This window comes from Bacillus sp. BB51/4 (genome assembly GCF_008368845.1).
Taxonomy (GTDB): Bacteria; Bacillota; Bacilli; order Bacillales; family Bacillaceae_G; genus Bacillus_A; species Bacillus_A wiedmannii.
In genome coordinates this window covers 56,766-73,230 of the sequence record NZ_QOSC01000002.1, presented here as the reverse complement: position 1 = coordinate 73,230, position 16,465 = coordinate 56,766, and the positions used below count along the sequence as shown (strand labels likewise).

The following is a 16,465-nucleotide window of genomic DNA, read 5'->3' as shown; positions in this document are numbered from 1 at the left end:
ATTTAAAACCTTCATTAAACATGTCGCTATATAGCGAATATAGATTAAAAATTATATAGATTTCATAGGAAAAGAGGTGATATTATTTTGGGAAAGGGGGCGACATTATGAAAAAAAATATTTTTGTTTCAAGTTTAGTACTTGCAATCAGTCTAGGGGTAGGGTGTAGTAATGAGAAAACAGCAAAGACGGATGAACCGAAAAAAGAATCAGTTCAAAAAGAAAAAGAATTAGCAGCGAAGGATGTTTTCAAGAAAACGAACGAAGCTTTTAAAAATGAAGAGCATGTAACGATGACATATGGTGTAGGGGTAAAAGCTGAGGGAACAGAGATGGATATAGTAAAGGCTAAGATGCAATTGGAGCCAAAGACAAAAAATTCTCGTTCTGAAATGAATATTTCCGGTACAGATGTTGTAGTGTATACTGTGGATGGTAAAGTTGCTGGCGAGGTAAAAAACCCTAATACAGGAGAAGTTATAACCGTACCAGAGGAGCAATTAAACGCTGGTGGAATGAAAGCGACTCAAGATATTATAGATAAGTTAGAAGTACCAGCAGTAGTTTTAGATAAAATGAAGATGGAGAAAAGCGGAGATAAATATAAACTGAAATTTACATTAAAAGGGCAAGAAACAGAAAGTATGTTAACTAGCATGGATGAAACACAGAAGAAAATGTTACAAGCACAAAATGCGAAGATAGAAGAAGTGGATGCAGAATATATCATTACAAAAGATTTTAAATATGAATCAGCAAAGATAGACATGATTATGAGTAGTAACGGCAAGGATAAAGCACACATTATTACGAACGCAAAATATACGTCGTACGAAAAGTTTGACCCAATACAATTGCCGGCAGCAAAGTAACAGTTTTGATGAGGGGGGACCTAAAATAAGGTGCCCTCTTTTTTGTATACTTTCTTCATAGGAAAATAGGTACAATATGAAGAGGGAAAACTGTAGAAGAGGAGAGTGTCATTTGAAAAAAAGAAAGATAGCGGTGGTCATTGTGGCTTATACAGTGTTGCTTGCAACATCTGTAAATACATATAAAGAGCAACTAAAGCACCCTATTATGAGCGATGTAGGAAAGTTGCTTCCAACGAAAATTAAACGTGTTGAAAATGCTGAGGATGAACGTTCATTAAAACAGGTAGTGAAAGATGCAAATACTTCCGGAGAGAAAATTTCCATTGCAGGTATGCAACATAGTCAAGGAGGACAGACGTATTATCCGAACGGCACGATGCTTGATATGAAGGGGTATAATAAAATATTAGAATTTGATCCGGAGGAGAAGAGGATTAGGGTGCAAAGCGGTGTCACATGGAATGACATTCAAAAGAAAATCAATCCATATGGTCTTGCGGTTCAAGTAATGCAATCTCAAAACATTTTTACTGTTGGTGGTTCATTAAGTGTGAATGTACATGGGCGTGATATTCGTCATGAAGCATTGATCGATACAGTAGAGTCATTCAGATTGTTAATGGCAGATGGTACGGTACGTAATGTAAGTAGAGAAGAAAATGCAGAGCTATTCCCATATGTCATAGGTGGTTACGGGTTATTTGGTGTCATTTTAGATGTGACATTAAAGTTAACTGATGATGAATTATATGAAATGCATACGAGAATGATAGATTATAAAGAATACACATCTTATTTCAAAGATAAAGTGAAAAGAGATGAAAATGTTCGTATGCACTTAGCCCGTATTTCTGTTGCCCCCAATTCATTTTTAAAAGAGATGTATGTGACAGATTATACATTGGCAAAAAATCAAAATATGAGGGAAGAGCACAGTGAATTAAAAGAGGAAACTATTATAGCTGCACCGAAATTTTTACTCGGATTATCCCGTTATAGCGATTGGGGAAAGAATACATTTTGGGATATACAAAGAAGTTATTTTGAGCGTACAGATGGAGCGTATGAGACGCGAAATAATGTTATGAGGTCAGATAGTGCCTTTATGGAATATGAAAATTCGAATAGAACAGAAGTGTTACAAGAATACTTTGTGCCTATAGATTTCTTCACGGAATACATAGATGATTTACGTAACGTATTAAATGAAGAAGAGTTTAATTTGCTCAATATTACGATTCGTTATGTGGAAAAGAATGAAAATGCAGTTTTATCCTATGCGAAAGATGATATGTTTGCGCTAGTTCTTTTAATTAACCAAGGACGCTCAGAGGATGAAATAAAGAAAACAGAAGATGTCATTCAGAAAATGATTGATGTTACTTTAAAACATAATGGTAGTTATTATTTACCGTACTATTCGTATCCAACGAAGGAGCAGTTAAAGAGGGCATATCCTCGTATAGAAGAATTTCTTCAGAAGAAAAAAGAAGCGGATCCAAAAGAGAGATTTGTGAATTTATTTTATAGGGAGTATACGAAATGACATATAGAAGATTTGTAGCGTCACAAAGCATAATTATGATGGCGGGAAGTATGGTATTTCCTTTTTACATTCTATTGCTTCGGAATGTTGGGAATAGCTTCTCGCAGTTTGGCTGGGCGTATGGCTTATTTGCTTTAACTTCAGCACTTGTATATCCATTAGTAGGAAAGATGTCTGATCGAGTAGGTGATCAAAAATTATTAATTATATATGCTTGGTCCATGGCGATATTAATGCTTTGTTTCCCGATTGCCACGGAAGTCTGGCATGTGTATATTCTTCAAATTGTAATGGGAGTTTTAGGTGCTGTGCAGCGTAATACCGAGAAGACGTCGTTAGCACGAAAGGTTGTGCAAGAAAATGCTGGTTATGAGATTGGAAAATATCATGTGTGGACATCAATTGGAGGAGCAATAGCAATTATTGCAACGGGATATTTAGTAGATTTCTTTACGATTGGCACCATTTTTTATATTGCATCCATCTTATATGTAGTGAGTGGGATTGTATTAAGTAGTAAAAAAATATAATCATCCCCATTTTTACCTGAATACCCTTTATTTGTTATACTAAAAAGGAAAATAAAAGAAAAGGGGACATTGCCTTTGATGAAATTTTTAATTTTAGCTATTCTCACTTTGTTTTTGATTCCATGGACAAGAAGCGGTAGTAAACTTCGAGCAGTGGATAAGAAAGGGGATGAGAAGGTTGTAAAGGGTAAGAAATCATCCATTTTAGTTATTCCTGTATTATTTTGGATAGGTATTGCAATCTACGAATATCTTTGGCTAATCGATGATCGAGCAGATTCGATTCTTACCCATTATGCCGTTGCAGTAGCAGTTTTAATTGGGCTTGTTTTATTTTCACAAAATCAAATAGGGAAATTAGAAGGTACGTTAAAGGGACTTCTAATGTTTATTTTACTCGCAAGTTACGGCTATTTTGGTTATTTACACGATATAGTAATCACGCAAAAAAAATATGATTCTGTTGTGAAGATCGAGAAAGATATTTCAGAGCCGTTTACTGAAAATGATCAACCGTTTACAGTGCCGCCAAAGACAGCGGAGAATAAAATGAAAAAAGTATTTGGGGATATTCCGAAAGTAGCTTATTTTGAGCTAGGGGAATTAACGCCACAAATGGTAAATGGTGAGGCTTTATATGTAGCACCGATTGAAGTTTCAGGCTTTTTTAAAGCACGTAAAGCTGAGACAATTCCAGGGTACGTAACGATGTCAGGTACGAATCCTGATGCGGAAGCGAAACTGCATCTTGGTTATAAAATGAAATATGTGCCAAGCATGTTCTTCGGGAATAATTTAGAGCGTGTTGTAAGGCAAGCAGAACCAAATCTAATCTTTAAAGGGAAACCTAAATTCGAAGTGGATGATCAAGGGAAACCGTATTATACAATGACGTACGGTGAATTTATTTCAGGAAGATCTGGATTTGAAGTAGAGGGCGTTGTAGTAGTAGACGCGCAAACAGGTGAAGTGAAAAGATACGACAAAGGAAAGGCACCTAAATTCGTTGATGGCGTATTAAATCACGAGACCGCATCTACATTAAATACGTATTTCGGTAAATATATTCACGGATTTTGGAATACGAAATTCTCGCAAACGGATATGAAGATTCCGACTGAGTGGGGAACGAAAGAAGGAGTTACACCAATTTTCGGTAAGGATGGAACGTTATATTACTTTACTGATTTCACCTCTCCGAAAGAGGGAGTAGATTCTGCGTTAGGTTACTCGCTTATCGATGCGCGTACAGGTAAGTTGTATTACTATAACGGAAAAGAAGTGAAGGGGATTATGGATGGTTCAGCTGCTTCGGAAGTAGTGGATAATTCCTTTAAGAGAGAGAAATGGCATGGAACGATGCCGGTTATTTATAACGTGTATGGTAAACCTTCTTGGATTGTACCTGTTATTGATGACGGGGGATTAGTACGTGCTCATACAGTTATCTATGCTTCTAATGCGAAAATATTTGCAACAGGTTCGACGCAAAAAGAAGCGCTTGAGAATTATAAAAATGCGCTGAGTGGAAGTGGAGATTCATTTAGACCGACTTCAAATGGTAAAGAAGCACAAAAAGAAGGCGTTGTACAACGTGTATATAAAGAAAAATCAGGTGAAAATACAATTGTGTATGTACTGTTAGAGAATGAACAAAAAGTATTTATGATACCGGTGAAGAAATTCCCATATGCTATGTTTACAGAAGTGGGAGATCCAATTCAAATAACATATTTAGATACAGGAGAGGCGATGTCTTCCGTATCTAAATTTACAAATAGCAATTTGAAAAAGTAAAGCGATAGAAATTCTATCGCTTTTTTTACGGTATGAAACAGGAAAATGCACTATACTTGACGTATGTTTATGTTGTAACTATAATTGTTACGATTTAGTATTTATCGGAAAGGGTGAACGGAAAAAGTGAATGGAGTTAATCACGAAATATATAAACCTGTAAAGACAAATAGGTTATGGATGATTCTTGTATTAGGGACACTTACGGCGATTGGGCCATTATCTATTGATATGTATTTGCCTTCTTTACCAAAATTAACAGATGATTTACAAACAGGCGCATCTCTTGCACAGCTTACATTGACAGCTTGTTTGCTTGGGCTTTCAGTAGGACAATTATTTGTTGGTTCAATTAGTGACATTTACGGAAGGCGCAAACCTCTTATTATCGCTCTTATTATTTATGTTGCTTCTTCTTTACTTTGTGCTATTGCACCATCTATTTGGAGTTTAGTGTTATTGCGCTTCTTACAAGGTGCTTCAGGATCGGCCGGGATTGTTATATCACGTGCAATGGTACGTGACATGTATTCAGGTTCTGAAATGACGAAGTTTTTCTCACTGCTCATGTTAGTAAACGGAGCAGCACCTATTTTGGCACCGATTATTGGGGGACAATTACTACAGTTCACAACATGGCGCGGTGTCTTCATCGTTCTCGGAGCAATTAGTGTATTCATGTTAATATCAGCTACTTTCGTATTACGTGAAACATTACCTCCTGAAGAAAGAGAAACAGGTGGTTTGTCAGGGACATTGGCGACGTATGGAAAACTGTTAAAAGATCGTTTGTTTATGGGATATGCATTATCACAAGGGCTAGTAACGGCGGCGATGTTTGCTTACATTTCGGGCTCACCATTTGTGTTGCAGAACATATACGGAGCATCACCACAGCAATTTAGCTTATTCTTTGCGATTAACGGTATCGGTATTATTATTGCTAGTCAGGTTACAGGCCGTTTAGCAGGGAAAGTGAATGAGAAAACGTTATTCGTTTCCGGTATTATTATTGCAGCTGTTGGTGGTTTATCTTTACTACTGACAATTGTACTAGGAATAGGTTTAATTGGTGTTTTATGTTCGTTATTCCTTGTTGTATCAAGTGTCGGGGTTGTATCAACAACTGGTTTCTCATTAGCGATGAGAAACCAGAAACAAGCTGCAGGAACGGCATCGGCTTTATTAGGTTTATTACAGTTCATTTCAGGAGCACTTGTTGCACCATTAGTAGGTATTGGCGGAAGCAATACCGCATTACCGATGGGGGTTGTGATAGCTCTTTGTGAAATTGGTGCTGTATTATGTTATCTATTTATGGCCAGAAGAAGTGAAAAGCAGTTTGAACTGCAACAAAGACAAAATTTAGAAGCTTAAATTATAAAAAAGAGCTGATTCAAATATTTTGGAATCAGCTCTTTTTTTCATTTCTTTGAAATAACTCATATAGCTTTGTAAGGTGATGCAAAAGTTATTTGCATAAAGTGACGATACTGTGACAAAAATGTAGGGATGTATATTAAGGTAGCGTCTTAAGTGTAAAAAGTAGGATGTTCTCGGTATAATAACAAGTGGAGATAAAAGAAACTATAATGAGTAGTAGCTGTAGATAAAAGGAGAAGAAGAGATGAAGAAGGTTTTGGGTATTGCTGTAATGGGAAGTATGATCCTTCTAGCAGGATGTAATGGAAATAAAGATACGAAAGAACCGAAAGAAAAGGTAGAGCAATCTACTGAGCAAACAGAAGAGATGAAAGAATACCGTGCAGTACATGAAAAATACGATATGAAAATGAATAAAGAAATTAATAAAGCACTACAGTTATTTGAAGTGGCAAAAGAAAAGGGCGGTAAGGAAATAACGAATGCTACATATAAAGAAGATGTGCAAAAGGTAACGACTAGCATGTTAGAAGATATTGATCATATACGTAAAGAAATTCGTGTTCCAAAGTCGAAAGAGCAAGAACATGAGGTATACGCTGGTTTCTTGAATGAATCGGAACAAGCAATGAAAAAATTACAGAAGTTAGCTAAAGAAGAAGACTCATCATTGATTCGTGATATAGAAATTAACTTTGCAACAGCATCAACATACTATAAACGTTTTCAAGCAGAAACGAAAAAATAACCTTGCGCACGCGCAAGGTTATTTTTTCTTCTTACCATCTCCGTCTTAACCATCGGATACTAATACCTTCTGTTCTTCGTGAAATTCAGAGATTGTTTGTCCGGTAATATTATCGAATGGAGTATAAAAAGAAGTGATACGTTTCTTTTTAATAAAGAGTTTATAGAAGCTGATGATGACAAGTATAACGATTGTTAATGGTAACTCTATAGTAGCAAGAAGTAAGGGATCCACCTTATAACTTCTTTAATATTATTCCTTTTTATTATAAGAGAAAACTGTAATTTCGATAAAAGAAGTAAAAACTGATTTTTCTAAATATATCCAATTTGATTGACTTTTCATTTTTTCAGAATTATAATTCAAAATATACAATTTGAACCAAATAATAATATAGCAATTTACTTATCCAGAGAGGTAGAGGGACTGGCCCTATGACACCTCAGCAGCGGGTTCTGTAACAGGAACACCGTGCTAATTCCAGCAAGCAAGTCTTGAAAGATAAGTGATGGGCCTTCGTTTATTAAGCCTTGATCTTATTTTTTAAGATCAAGGCTTTTTGTGTTTTAAGAAGAGGAAAGGGAGTAATGGGAAAGATACGTTAATAAAACAAAGTAAATTTATGAGTTTAGGGGGTTATTGGAGTGTATGTTGTTAAAAAACTATCAGTTATGGTGTTTACACTATGGATTATTACAACAGTAACATTTTTGATTATGCACATTATTCCGGGGGATCCATTTTCATCGGATGCAAAGATCTTTCCGGCGGAAGTTGTGCAGAACATGAGGGCAAAGTATCACCTTGATGAACCGCTATGGAATCAATATGTTGCTTATTTAGACGGCGTAGTGCATTTTGATTTTGGTGAATCTGTTCAATCGACGGGGCAAGGTGTATCAGAAATTATAACGACAGGATTTGGTCCATCAGCGATCATCGGCTTACAAGCACTTGTTATTTCATTGTTAGTCGGAATTACAGCGGGTACATTTGCTGCTCTCTATCACGGGAGAGTAATTGATTATAGTGTGAGTTTACTTGCGATTCTCGGCATATCTATTCCAAGTTTTATTTTAGCACCATTATTTATACAAGTATTTGCTATACAATTTGAACTTTTACCAGTAGCGTCTTGGGGCACATTTGAACACACGGTATTACCGTCATTCGCATTAGCATTAGGGCCAATCGCGGTTATTACAAGATTTGTTCGCTCTAATATGATTGAAGTTTTGCAGAGTGATTATATTAAGCTAGCGAGAGCGAAAGGTATACCAATTAAGAAGATTATTATAAGGCATGCTCTTCGAAATGCAATTGTTCCAGTACTAACGTTTGTTGGACCGTTAATGGCTGGGCTTTTAACAGGAACTTTCATTATTGAAAAGATCTTTGCGATTCCCGGTCTCGGAAAATATTTTGTAGATAGTATTTTTAACCGAGATTATCCAGTAATTATGGGAACAACAATTTTCTATAGTGCATTATTAATTTCTTGTATTTTCATTACAGATATTATTCACCGTATTGTTGATCCGCGTATTCGTTCTATTACGTAAGGAGGGGGGCATTTAAATGGGAGCTTATGAAATCAATAAACAGCTATTAACGAATGAAGAGAAAAAAGAATTAACGATAAATAAAGAGCAGCAAACGATTAGCCGAAAAAAAGAAGTGTTTCGTAAGTTTGTATCAAATCCGATCGCAGTTCTAGGAGCGTTGACATTATTACTCATTATTATTTTCTCTCTTATCGGTGAAAGTTTAACCCCTTTTACCGCGAGTGAACAAGTAAAAGAGGCGACAAATTTACCTCCTAGTAGTGAGCATTGGTTCGGAACAGATGATTTAGGTCGGGATATTTGGGCACGTACTTGGGCTGGTGGGAAAATTTCATTAGTAGTTGGATTAATAGCGGCTGTTCTTGATATAGGACTTGGTGTACTGATTGGGGGATTTAGTGGATATGTGAGAGGGCGTAATCGCCTTGGAACGTTAATTGATGAGTGGATTGTACGAGGGATTGAAGTATTATACGGTATTCCATATTTATTAATTGTTATTTTACTACTAATCATTATGAAACCAGGACTTTTTACAATTATTATTGCTCTTGCATTAACAGGGTGGATTGGTATGGCACGTCTCGTTAGGGCGCAAGTCTTATCTTTAAAGCAAAGAGAATTTGTTATTGCAGCAGAGCGATTGGGTACATCGCATATGAAGATTATATACGGACATATCATTCCGAACTTAACAGGCATTATTATCGTAAATTTATCATTTACAATTCCCGCAGCTATTTTCTCAGAATCATTTTTAAGTTTTATCGGACTCGGGGTACAATCACCAGCAGCGAGCTGGGGGACGATGACGAATGATGCGCTCGGGACACTATTAAGTGGGGAATGGTGGCAACTTTTCTTCCCATCGCTGATGATTGCGCTCATTATGTTCGCATTTAATGCAATTGGTGATGGTTTGCAAGATGCAATTGATCCAAAAATCGTCAAACGGAATCGAAAGGAGAAAAGACATGGGACAGCTCTTATCTTTAGAAAACGTAACATTGGCCGTTGAAAAAGAGAATAGTAAGCAAGCAATTGTGAAGCATGTTTCCTTTTCTATTAACGAAGGTGAAATCGTTGCACTTGTAGGAGAAAGTGGTTCAGGAAAAAGTGTTACAGCACAATCCATTATTGGCTTAAATCAAGAGTCAATTCATATTGATGATGGAAATGTAACTTTCCAATCAAAGGAATTAACTAATTTACAAGAATCAGAATGGAATCAAATTCGCGGGAAAGATATTTCTTTTATCTTTCAAGACCCGCTTTCATCTTTAAATCCGACGATGAAGGTCGGAAGGCAAATTACAGAAGTAATTTTGCAGCATGAAAAGAAATCGAAAAAAGAAGCAAAAGAAATTGCGATTAACTTATTAAATGATTTAGGGATACATGAAGCAGAGAAACGCTTTGAACAGTACCCACATCAATTAAGTGGAGGTATGAGGCAGCGTATTTGTTTAGCAATTGCGTTTGCTTGTCATCCAAAGCTCGTTATTGCAGATGAACCTACAACGGCATTAGATGTAACGATTCAGAAACAAATTATGGGGTTATTAAAAGAGCGGAAAGAAAAACAGAATACGAGTATTTTATTAATTACACATGATTTGGCACTTGTACGTGAAGTAGCTGATCGAGTAGTAGTTATGTACGGTGGACGTGTCGTTGAAAAAGGAACGATAGAGGAAGTAATAGGTTCCCCTAAACATCCATACACAAAAAGCTTATTACAGGCAATTCCGAATATGGATGATTCTGAAAAGGTACTTAGGGCAATTGAGGGAACAACACCATCAATTGAAACGTTAAATAGCTTTGGTTGTCCTTTTGTCAATCGTTGCCCGGTAGCAATCAAAGAATGTGTTCATCGTTTTCCAGAGAGAACAACATATTCTGGGGAGCATAGCTCACATTGCTGGCAGCATGTTCTTGAGCATAACGAAGCAAAATCAAAAGAGAAGGTGAATGCTTCATGACGACAGATTTAATTACCGTAAAGCAAGTAAGGAAAACATATGGAAGTAAAGATAAAGAAATCGCAGCGTTAAAAGATATAACACTTTCTATTCCGAAAGGAACGACGCTTGGAATTATTGGAGAAAGTGGTTCAGGAAAGACAACACTTGGTAAGCTCATAGCTGGGATCGAGAGCCCAACGTCTGGTCAAATTGATTATAACGGTCAAGTTGTTCACAAGTTGAAGTCAGCTCATAAGCGAGATTTCTTGCAGAAAGTACAATTCATTTTTCAAGATTCAACAGCTGCATTAAATCCGCGCTGGAAAGTACGCGATAGCGTAACAGAAGGATATATTTCATTCGGTTTAGGTGATAAAGAATTGAAAGATAAGGTGGCAGGTGATGCGCTAGAACGTGTTGGATTAGATAGGCGATATATTGATCGATACCCACACGAATTTAGCGGAGGACAACGTCAACGGATCGCTATTGCAAGGGCGTTATTATGTGAGCCAGAAGTATTAATCCTGGATGAACCAATTTCTGCATTAGATGTTTCACTTCAAATCCAAATTGTGCACTTGTTGCAAAAGATTCAAAAGGAACAAGGCTATACATATTTATTTATCGCACATGATTTACCGATGGTTCACTACTTATGTGAAAAAGTGGCTGTCTTATATAAAGGAGAACTTGTTGAATTTGGAAATACGGATGAAGTGTTCCGTAATCCTCAACATTCTTATACAAAAACATTATTAGCATCAACACCAAAAATTTTAGGTTAAAGGGGAATGTAAGATGAAGAAGTTTTTATTATTTGTCATTATGACCGTATTAGCAATTACTTCTGTCGCTTGTGGCAAGAAAGATACTTCAAAAGCAAGTGCTAGTAAAGGAGACCGTTTTGTAACGAATCTTGGTAGTGATCCTTATACGCTAGATTCAGCAATTTCAACGGATAATAACTCTAATTATGTAATTGAGCACTTATTTGCAACTTTGTACAGACAGACAACTGACGGGAAGTTTGAAAAGGATTTAGTAGAGAAAGAGGAAGCTGGAGCGGATGGAAAAGAGTATACATTCTATTTGAAAAAAGGATTAAAATGGTCTGATGGCTCCCCGTTAACAGCAAAAGATTTTGAATTTGCTTGGAAGAGAATATTAAATCCTAAAACGGGTTCTATGAATGCAACAGAACTATATTTCATTAAAGGTGGAGAAGCATTTAATACAGGGAAAGGTGCAGAAGATGCAGTAGGAATTCAAGCGGTAGATGATGTAACTTTAAAGCTACAATTTGAACATCCGGTAACATCTATTAAACGAACATTATCCCAGTCGTTATATATTCCACTTAATAAAAAATCTATTGATGAAAAAGGTAAACTAAAAGTAGATCCAAAAGAATTAATTACAAATGGTCCTTTCACATTGAAAGAATGGAAGCATAATCAAGCGATTATTTTAGAAAAAAATAAAGAGTTTCATGATAAAAAAGTAGCATCAAAAGAAATTGAATTCCGTATTATCCCTGAAGGTAAAACAGCGTATCAATTATATAAATCTGGAGAATTAGATTTACTATCTCACATACCAACAGATTTAGTTGAAAAAGAACAAAATAATAAAGAGTTTAAAAAAATGCAAGACTACTCAACTCATATTTACTCGTTTAATTCAGAGAAGCCACCGTTTACAAACGCAAAAATTCGTAAAGCTTTTGCAATAGCTGTAGATCGTAAGTTTATCGTAGAGAAAATATTAAAGAATAATGCAAAAGAAGCATATGGTTTTGTACCAGAAGGAGCAAAAACAGAAAGTGGCCGCGACTTCCGTAAAGAGAAAGGTGATTATTTTAAATATGACCCTGCAGTAGCTAAGACGTTATTAGAAGAAGGAATGAAAGAAGAAGGATGGACTACTCTTCCAGAAGTGACAGTGAAATATTCAGATAAGAAGAAAATAGCTGAAACACTTCAAGAGATGTTTAAGAAAAATCTTGGTGTAGATGTAAAAATAGAAGGTAAAGAGTGGAAAAGTTATATTGATATGTATAAACAAAGTGACTTCCAAATTGCATATATGGGATGGGGAGGATCTACATTAGATCCAGCTGCACAATTAGAAATTTATGCAGGTGATGGACCAAATAACTATGCAAAATGGTTTAATAAAGACTTCGATAATTTAATTAATCAAGCAAAATTAGAACAAGACGAAAATAAACGCTTTGACTTATTACATCAAGCAGAAGATATTATGTTTACAGAATATCCTTTAATCCCACTTGTATTCCCAACAGATTCTTATTTACAAAAATCATCTGTATCTGGATTAGAATACTACGTAGGATCTCAACCGAGCTTACGATATGCTAAAAAATAAAATAAAGAAGTAGGCAACCGCCTACTTCTTTATTTTATTTCTCTTTTATATTCTTTTTTCGTTCCATCAGAGAAGACAACTTCTAAATCAAACTTTTGGTAGTCTTTATCAAGTTTGAACACATTTACTACTTGATCGATTACTTCTTGGTCAGGAGTATCTTTATCAAATTTTAATTCTTGTAGAAGTGGGCTTAATTTTGTAATAGCCTCGTCACCTGTAAACTTTGCATTTGATTTATGGTCTTCAAGTTTTGCTTCCATTTTCTTATCAGCTGCTACATTCTTATAATCAGCCTCGTAGTCTTTCTTCGTATCTTGATAGTCTGCATCTAAACTAAATTCATTGAAGTTAAGTTTTAAATCAGCAGGAGCTTCATTTTTTGCTTCTTCAGTAGTTTTCTTATTAGAAGTTGTATCTTCTTTTGCAGGAGCTTTACATCCTGTTAATACAGGTACTAGCATAAGCGCTAATAAAACTGATAGTAAAATTCTCATTATAATTTCCTCCTTATGTAAATTCGTTCTATACAAGTTTTTCCCAAAATCATGTAATTATGTATGTGTTGAAAATAAATTATTAACTTGTAGCCACAAAGTTTAATCCGCAATTTAAATCAAAAATGATTTGTATGTATATGGTAAATTAAGGTTGTGAGGAGGTGCTAAAATGCATGAAGAATATAAAGAGATGATAAAAAAAGCAATTGAATATATAGAGGAGCATTTACATGAGGAGCTTACAACAGAAAGAGTGGCATCTCACAGTTCAGTATCGATGTACCATTTTCATCGTATTTTTCAAAGGTATATTGGGATGAGTGTAACGGATTATATTCGAAAGAGAAGATTAACTCATGCTGCGCAAGCCTTAGTGTCAACGGAGAGGGCTGTTATTGATATTGCAGTACAATACGGCTTTTCCTCACAAGAGGCATTTACGAGGGCTTTTAAAAGAATGTTTCAATTGCCACCGAAGAAATATCGAAAGTACTTCCAGTCATTTTATATAGAAAGAGAGGGTGTTTCAATGCAAAAAGGTATACCGAAAGGATGGATCTTAAGTGGAAGTCATCCTGCTGAATATGAGATGGGTTTAGATTATGAAGTTGTCCATCAAGGAAAAGTATCTGCATACATAAAAGCAAAAGAGAATGTTACGCACGGAGGATTTTCCACATTAATGCAAATGTTCCGAGCGGATAAATATGTAGGTAAAAGATTACGTTTAACAGCGTTTATTAAGAGTGAGAATGTAAGAGATTGGGCAGGATTGTGGATGCGAGTAGATGGGAAAGATACAGAACCGCTCGCTATGGATAATATGCAAAATCGTCCAATTAAAAATACGAATAACTGGCAATCGTACTCGGTTGTATTAGATATAAAAGAAGGAGCGCTTGGTATTGCATTCGGTGTTTTATTATCAGGAGAAGGTTGTATGTGGCTAGATAGTATTCGATTTGATGAAGTAGATGAAAAAATTCCTTCAACAGATTTGGCAGAAAACTTTTATGAAACACTCTTAGAAGAGCCGGTGAATCTGCAATTTGAAGAAGTAGAAAAATAAAAAATAAGGAGAAAAGATATGCTCAAATATGTAAAACTAATAAGTATTAGTTTAGTAATATCGTCCTGTATTATGGGGATTAACTATTTAATTAGCTATCTTTGGTCAGGGCATGTACCTTCTTTGACGTGGAGAACATATTTGATGTTTATGTTTATATTTATGATGAGTTTTAGTTCGATGCAAAAAGAAGGGGAAGGGGATTATTGACAATGATTAGAAAAGGTATATAATCTAAATGTAAGTGATCACTTGCATGAGGAAGAGAGGATTTTATGGCGCGCTCAAAAACAGCAGAAAAAATCATCCAAGCAGCAATTGAATTAGTGAAAGAAAAGGGATATACAGCAGCAACAACGAAAGAAATTGCAATGCGTGCTGGTGTTAATGAAGTAACGATATTCCGCAATTTTAAAAGTAAAAAGGGTGTTATTGAAGCCGCGGTTGCTGAATTTTCATATGTACCGCATTTAAAACAGTTTTTACAAACAGAAATTGTGTGGGAATTAGAAACGGATTTAAAGAACTTAGCAAGGCATTATCATAATTTTTTAGATGGGGTAAAAGATATTATTGCTATTGGTATACGTGAGGCTGGAGAATTTCCTGAATTAGACGGGGAAATTGCTAAAATACCACAAGGATTAAAAGAAGAATTAAGCATCTATTTTGCAAAAATGCAGGAAAAAGGAAACATTGTTGATACGAATATTGAAGCGCAAGTAATGAACTTTATCTGGATCAATTTTGGATATTTCTTATCTAAATTACGTTTTGCAGATCGCCTGACAGAAGTTGATGATGAGAAATTTATTGAAAATAATATTGTTTTATATGCTAGGGCATTAAGACCCTAGTATTTATTTAAAATAAAATGCAAGTATGTACTTGCTTGCTAAATAGGAGAGCGGGAAGATGGATACATTAAAACAGTTTTTAAAAAGACCAGGTACGTATGTAGGAATGGTAGTAGCGCTATCGTTCCAGCTTATTTTCTTTTGTGTTTGGTTAACGGCATATGATGGAGTGAATGAACGAGCAGATCAAATGCGTATTGCTATTGTGAATGAGGATGGAAATATAGGGAGTAAAATAGCAGAAGGCTTACAGAGAAATGTACCATTTCAGGTGAAATCAGAACAGTCTGTGGAAAAAGCAAATAAAGCAATGAATGACCGTGTATACGATATGATTATTGAAATTCCTGCTTCTTTTTCAAAGGATATAAATGAAACAGGAAAATCAAATTTAAACTTCCACATTAATCAAGCGAATGCCATGATGGCAAAGCAACTGATGGAAGGAGCCGCAAAACAAATTCGAGACAATGTAAATAAAGAGATAACAAGTTATAAAAAACAAGCAATTGTGGGGAAATTACAAGCTGTAGGGCCTGAGAATGTAGAAGTGATAAAAGGATTAACCGAAGATTCAATTGGTTTTACAGTCCATAGAGTAAATGATGCAAAAGGATTCTCGGCTAACATGGTACCACTAATGATGGTATTAGCTTCATTTGTAGGAGCAATGATCATGAGTATGGAACTATCAAAAGTTGCAAAGGAAGTAAAGAACGGTTGGAGTAATTTCGTATCAAGACAGGTTATTAACGGTACAGTATCAATTTTACTTGCATGCATTACGATTAGTTTGATGAAAGGATTTCAAATTGAAATACATGAAGCAGTATGGAGTATATGGATGTTTCAAGCGATAGTCTTTTTCGCCTTTCTTTCATTAACACAAATGTTCATAACTGTTTTCGGAAATGCAGGTATGATCTTTAATATAATTTCACTATCGCTCCAACTTGTAAGTTCGGGTGTAATTGTACCACATGAGATGCTTTCTAAAACATATCAAACAATCGGCGAATTATTTCCCGCAACATATGCAGCAAATGGCTATTATACAATAATATTTGGAGGGATTAGTTTAGAGAAAAATATTATTTCATTATTAGTTATTATATTAGTTACACAATTGGTAGCAGTAATTACTGTATCTATAAAAGGAATAGTAAAGAGAAGAAGCTATGTAGTTAAAGAAGTATAAAATAAAAAAGGTATCCTGCGATTGGATACCTTTTTTATT

At 35.4% G+C, this 16,465-nt stretch carries 17 protein-coding genes and 1 riboswitch; of the genes, 15 read left to right on the top strand and 2 right to left on the bottom strand.

From position 1 onward, the window contains the following. Positions 1-107: 107 nt before the first annotated feature. The 6 genes from DN392_RS01200 to DN392_RS01175 all read left to right on the top strand — a co-directional run bounded on the left by DN392_RS01200 (position 108) and on the right by DN392_RS01175 (position 6,879). Positions 108-872, top strand: coding sequence for a hypothetical protein (locus DN392_RS01200; RefSeq protein WP_000739339.1), 765 nt, complete (start codon positions 108-110; stop codon positions 870-872). Positions 873-984: 112 nt separating this feature from the next. Then, positions 985-2,421 carry an FAD-binding oxidoreductase gene (locus DN392_RS01195; protein WP_048567288.1) on the top strand — a complete coding sequence of 479 codons (1,437 nt, stop codon included), beginning with the start codon at positions 985-987 and terminating at the stop codon, positions 2,419-2,421. After that, positions 2,418-2,951: an MFS transporter gene (locus DN392_RS01190; protein ID WP_048567287.1), complete on the top strand. Its 534-nt coding sequence runs from the start codon at positions 2,418-2,420 to the stop codon at positions 2,949-2,951. The genes DN392_RS01195 and DN392_RS01190 overlap by 4 nt, the downstream gene beginning before the upstream one ends. 78 nt (positions 2,952-3,029) lie before the next feature. Next, positions 3,030-4,748, top strand: a complete 1,719-nt coding sequence (locus tag DN392_RS01185; protein WP_000670275.1) for a DUF3981 domain-containing protein — start codon at positions 3,030-3,032, stop codon at positions 4,746-4,748. A 126-nt stretch (positions 4,749-4,874) separates the two neighbouring features. Continuing rightward, positions 4,875-6,125, top strand: a complete 1,251-nt coding sequence (locus DN392_RS01180) for a multidrug effflux MFS transporter (RefSeq protein WP_001014693.1) — start codon at positions 4,875-4,877, stop codon at positions 6,123-6,125. 250 nt (positions 6,126-6,375) lie between these two features. Then, a complete protein-coding gene (locus DN392_RS01175; protein WP_000756532.1) occupies positions 6,376-6,879 on the top strand; it encodes a hypothetical protein in 504 nt (167 codons plus the stop codon). 45 nt (positions 6,880-6,924) lie between these two features. Here DN392_RS01175 and DN392_RS01170 read toward each other — a convergent pair whose 3' ends face one another. Further along, entirely contained in the window at positions 6,925-7,113 is a 189-nt protein-coding gene (locus DN392_RS01170; RefSeq protein ID WP_048567286.1) for a DUF3951 domain-containing protein, read from the bottom strand. 168 nt (positions 7,114-7,281) lie between these two features. Then, positions 7,282-7,387, top strand: a riboswitch (SAM riboswitch). Between the two features lie 136 nt (positions 7,388-7,523). Between DN392_RS01170 and DN392_RS01165 the strand changes: the two genes are divergently transcribed. From DN392_RS01165 to DN392_RS01145, 5 genes are read left to right on the top strand one after another with little or no spacing between them, the layout of a single operon-like run. After that, positions 7,524-8,441 (top strand): ABC transporter permease, encoded by a 918-nt coding sequence (locus DN392_RS01165; protein WP_048567285.1) that lies wholly within the window; start codon positions 7,524-7,526, stop codon positions 8,439-8,441. A 16-nt stretch (positions 8,442-8,457) separates the two neighbouring features. Continuing rightward, positions 8,458-9,462: an ABC transporter permease gene (locus DN392_RS01160; RefSeq protein WP_000501546.1), complete on the top strand. Its 1,005-nt coding sequence runs from the start codon at positions 8,458-8,460 to the stop codon at positions 9,460-9,462. Continuing rightward, a complete protein-coding gene (locus DN392_RS01155) occupies positions 9,419-10,429 on the top strand; it encodes an ABC transporter ATP-binding protein (RefSeq protein ID WP_088091140.1) in 1,011 nt (336 codons plus the stop codon). Before DN392_RS01160 ends, DN392_RS01155 begins: the two co-directional genes overlap by 44 nt. Next, on the top strand, positions 10,426-11,199 hold the full coding sequence (locus tag DN392_RS01150) for an ABC transporter ATP-binding protein (RefSeq protein ID WP_000205653.1): 774 nt from the start codon (positions 10,426-10,428) through the stop codon (positions 11,197-11,199). The genes DN392_RS01155 and DN392_RS01150 overlap by 4 nt, the downstream gene beginning before the upstream one ends. Positions 11,200-11,212: 13 nt before the next feature. Next, positions 11,213-12,802 carry a peptide ABC transporter substrate-binding protein gene (locus tag DN392_RS01145; RefSeq protein WP_000714094.1) on the top strand — a complete coding sequence of 530 codons (1,590 nt, stop codon included), beginning with the start codon at positions 11,213-11,215 and terminating at the stop codon, positions 12,800-12,802. Between the two features lie 29 nt (positions 12,803-12,831). Here the strand turns inward: DN392_RS01145 and DN392_RS01140 are convergent, their stop codons facing one another. After that, on the bottom strand, positions 12,832-13,299 hold the full coding sequence (locus tag DN392_RS01140; RefSeq protein ID WP_001221562.1) for a YusW family protein: 468 nt from the start codon (positions 13,297-13,299) through the stop codon (positions 12,832-12,834). 172 nt (positions 13,300-13,471) lie between these two features. Here DN392_RS01140 and DN392_RS01135 point away from each other — a divergent pair, with 172 nt between their 5' ends. The 4 genes from DN392_RS01135 (at position 13,472) to DN392_RS01120 (ending at position 16,426) form a co-directional block, all read left to right on the top strand. After that, positions 13,472-14,371: a helix-turn-helix domain-containing protein gene (locus DN392_RS01135; protein WP_000544213.1), complete on the top strand. Its 900-nt coding sequence runs from the start codon at positions 13,472-13,474 to the stop codon at positions 14,369-14,371. An 18-nt stretch (positions 14,372-14,389) separates the two neighbouring features. Next, complete coding sequence (locus DN392_RS01130; RefSeq protein ID WP_000922540.1) at positions 14,390-14,581, top strand: hypothetical protein; 192 nt, start codon at positions 14,390-14,392, stop codon at positions 14,579-14,581. 65 nt (positions 14,582-14,646) lie between these two features. Further along, positions 14,647-15,228 carry a TetR/AcrR family transcriptional regulator gene (locus tag DN392_RS01125; RefSeq protein ID WP_000124367.1) on the top strand — a complete coding sequence of 194 codons (582 nt, stop codon included), beginning with the start codon at positions 14,647-14,649 and terminating at the stop codon, positions 15,226-15,228. 58 nt (positions 15,229-15,286) lie between these two features. Continuing rightward, positions 15,287-16,426 (top strand): YhgE/Pip domain-containing protein, encoded by a 1,140-nt coding sequence (locus DN392_RS01120; protein ID WP_000380246.1) that lies wholly within the window; start codon positions 15,287-15,289, stop codon positions 16,424-16,426. Positions 16,427-16,465: the final 39 nt, after the last annotated feature.

Excerpts from the sequence above, each read along its gene's own strand:
- DN392_RS01145 (WP_000714094.1), top strand. The coding sequence starts at position 11,213 with ATGAAGAAGTTTTTATTATTTGTCATTATGACCGTATTAGCAATTACT.
- DN392_RS01190 (WP_048567287.1), top strand. The coding sequence starts at position 2,418 with ATGACATATAGAAGATTTGTAGCGTCACAAAGCATAATTATGATGGCG.
- DN392_RS01200 (WP_000739339.1), top strand. The coding sequence starts at position 108 with ATGAAAAAAAATATTTTTGTTTCAAGTTTAGTACTTGCAATCAGTCTA.
- DN392_RS01155 (WP_088091140.1), top strand. The coding sequence starts at position 9,419 with ATGGGACAGCTCTTATCTTTAGAAAACGTAACATTGGCCGTTGAAAAA.
- DN392_RS01150 (WP_000205653.1), top strand. The coding sequence starts at position 10,426 with ATGACGACAGATTTAATTACCGTAAAGCAAGTAAGGAAAACATATGGA.
- DN392_RS01120 (WP_000380246.1), top strand. The coding sequence starts at position 15,287 with ATGGATACATTAAAACAGTTTTTAAAAAGACCAGGTACGTATGTAGGA.
- DN392_RS01185 (WP_000670275.1), top strand. The coding sequence starts at position 3,030 with ATGAAATTTTTAATTTTAGCTATTCTCACTTTGTTTTTGATTCCATGG.
- DN392_RS01175 (WP_000756532.1), top strand. The coding sequence starts at position 6,376 with ATGAAGAAGGTTTTGGGTATTGCTGTAATGGGAAGTATGATCCTTCTA.
- DN392_RS01125 (WP_000124367.1), top strand. The coding sequence starts at position 14,647 with ATGGCGCGCTCAAAAACAGCAGAAAAAATCATCCAAGCAGCAATTGAA.
- DN392_RS01160 (WP_000501546.1), top strand. The coding sequence starts at position 8,458 with ATGGGAGCTTATGAAATCAATAAACAGCTATTAACGAATGAAGAGAAA.
- DN392_RS01140 (WP_001221562.1), bottom strand. The coding sequence starts at position 13,299 with ATGAGAATTTTACTATCAGTTTTATTAGCGCTTATGCTAGTACCTGTA.
- DN392_RS01130 (WP_000922540.1), top strand. The coding sequence starts at position 14,390 with ATGCTCAAATATGTAAAACTAATAAGTATTAGTTTAGTAATATCGTCC.
- DN392_RS01135 (WP_000544213.1), top strand. The coding sequence starts at position 13,472 with ATGCATGAAGAATATAAAGAGATGATAAAAAAAGCAATTGAATATATA.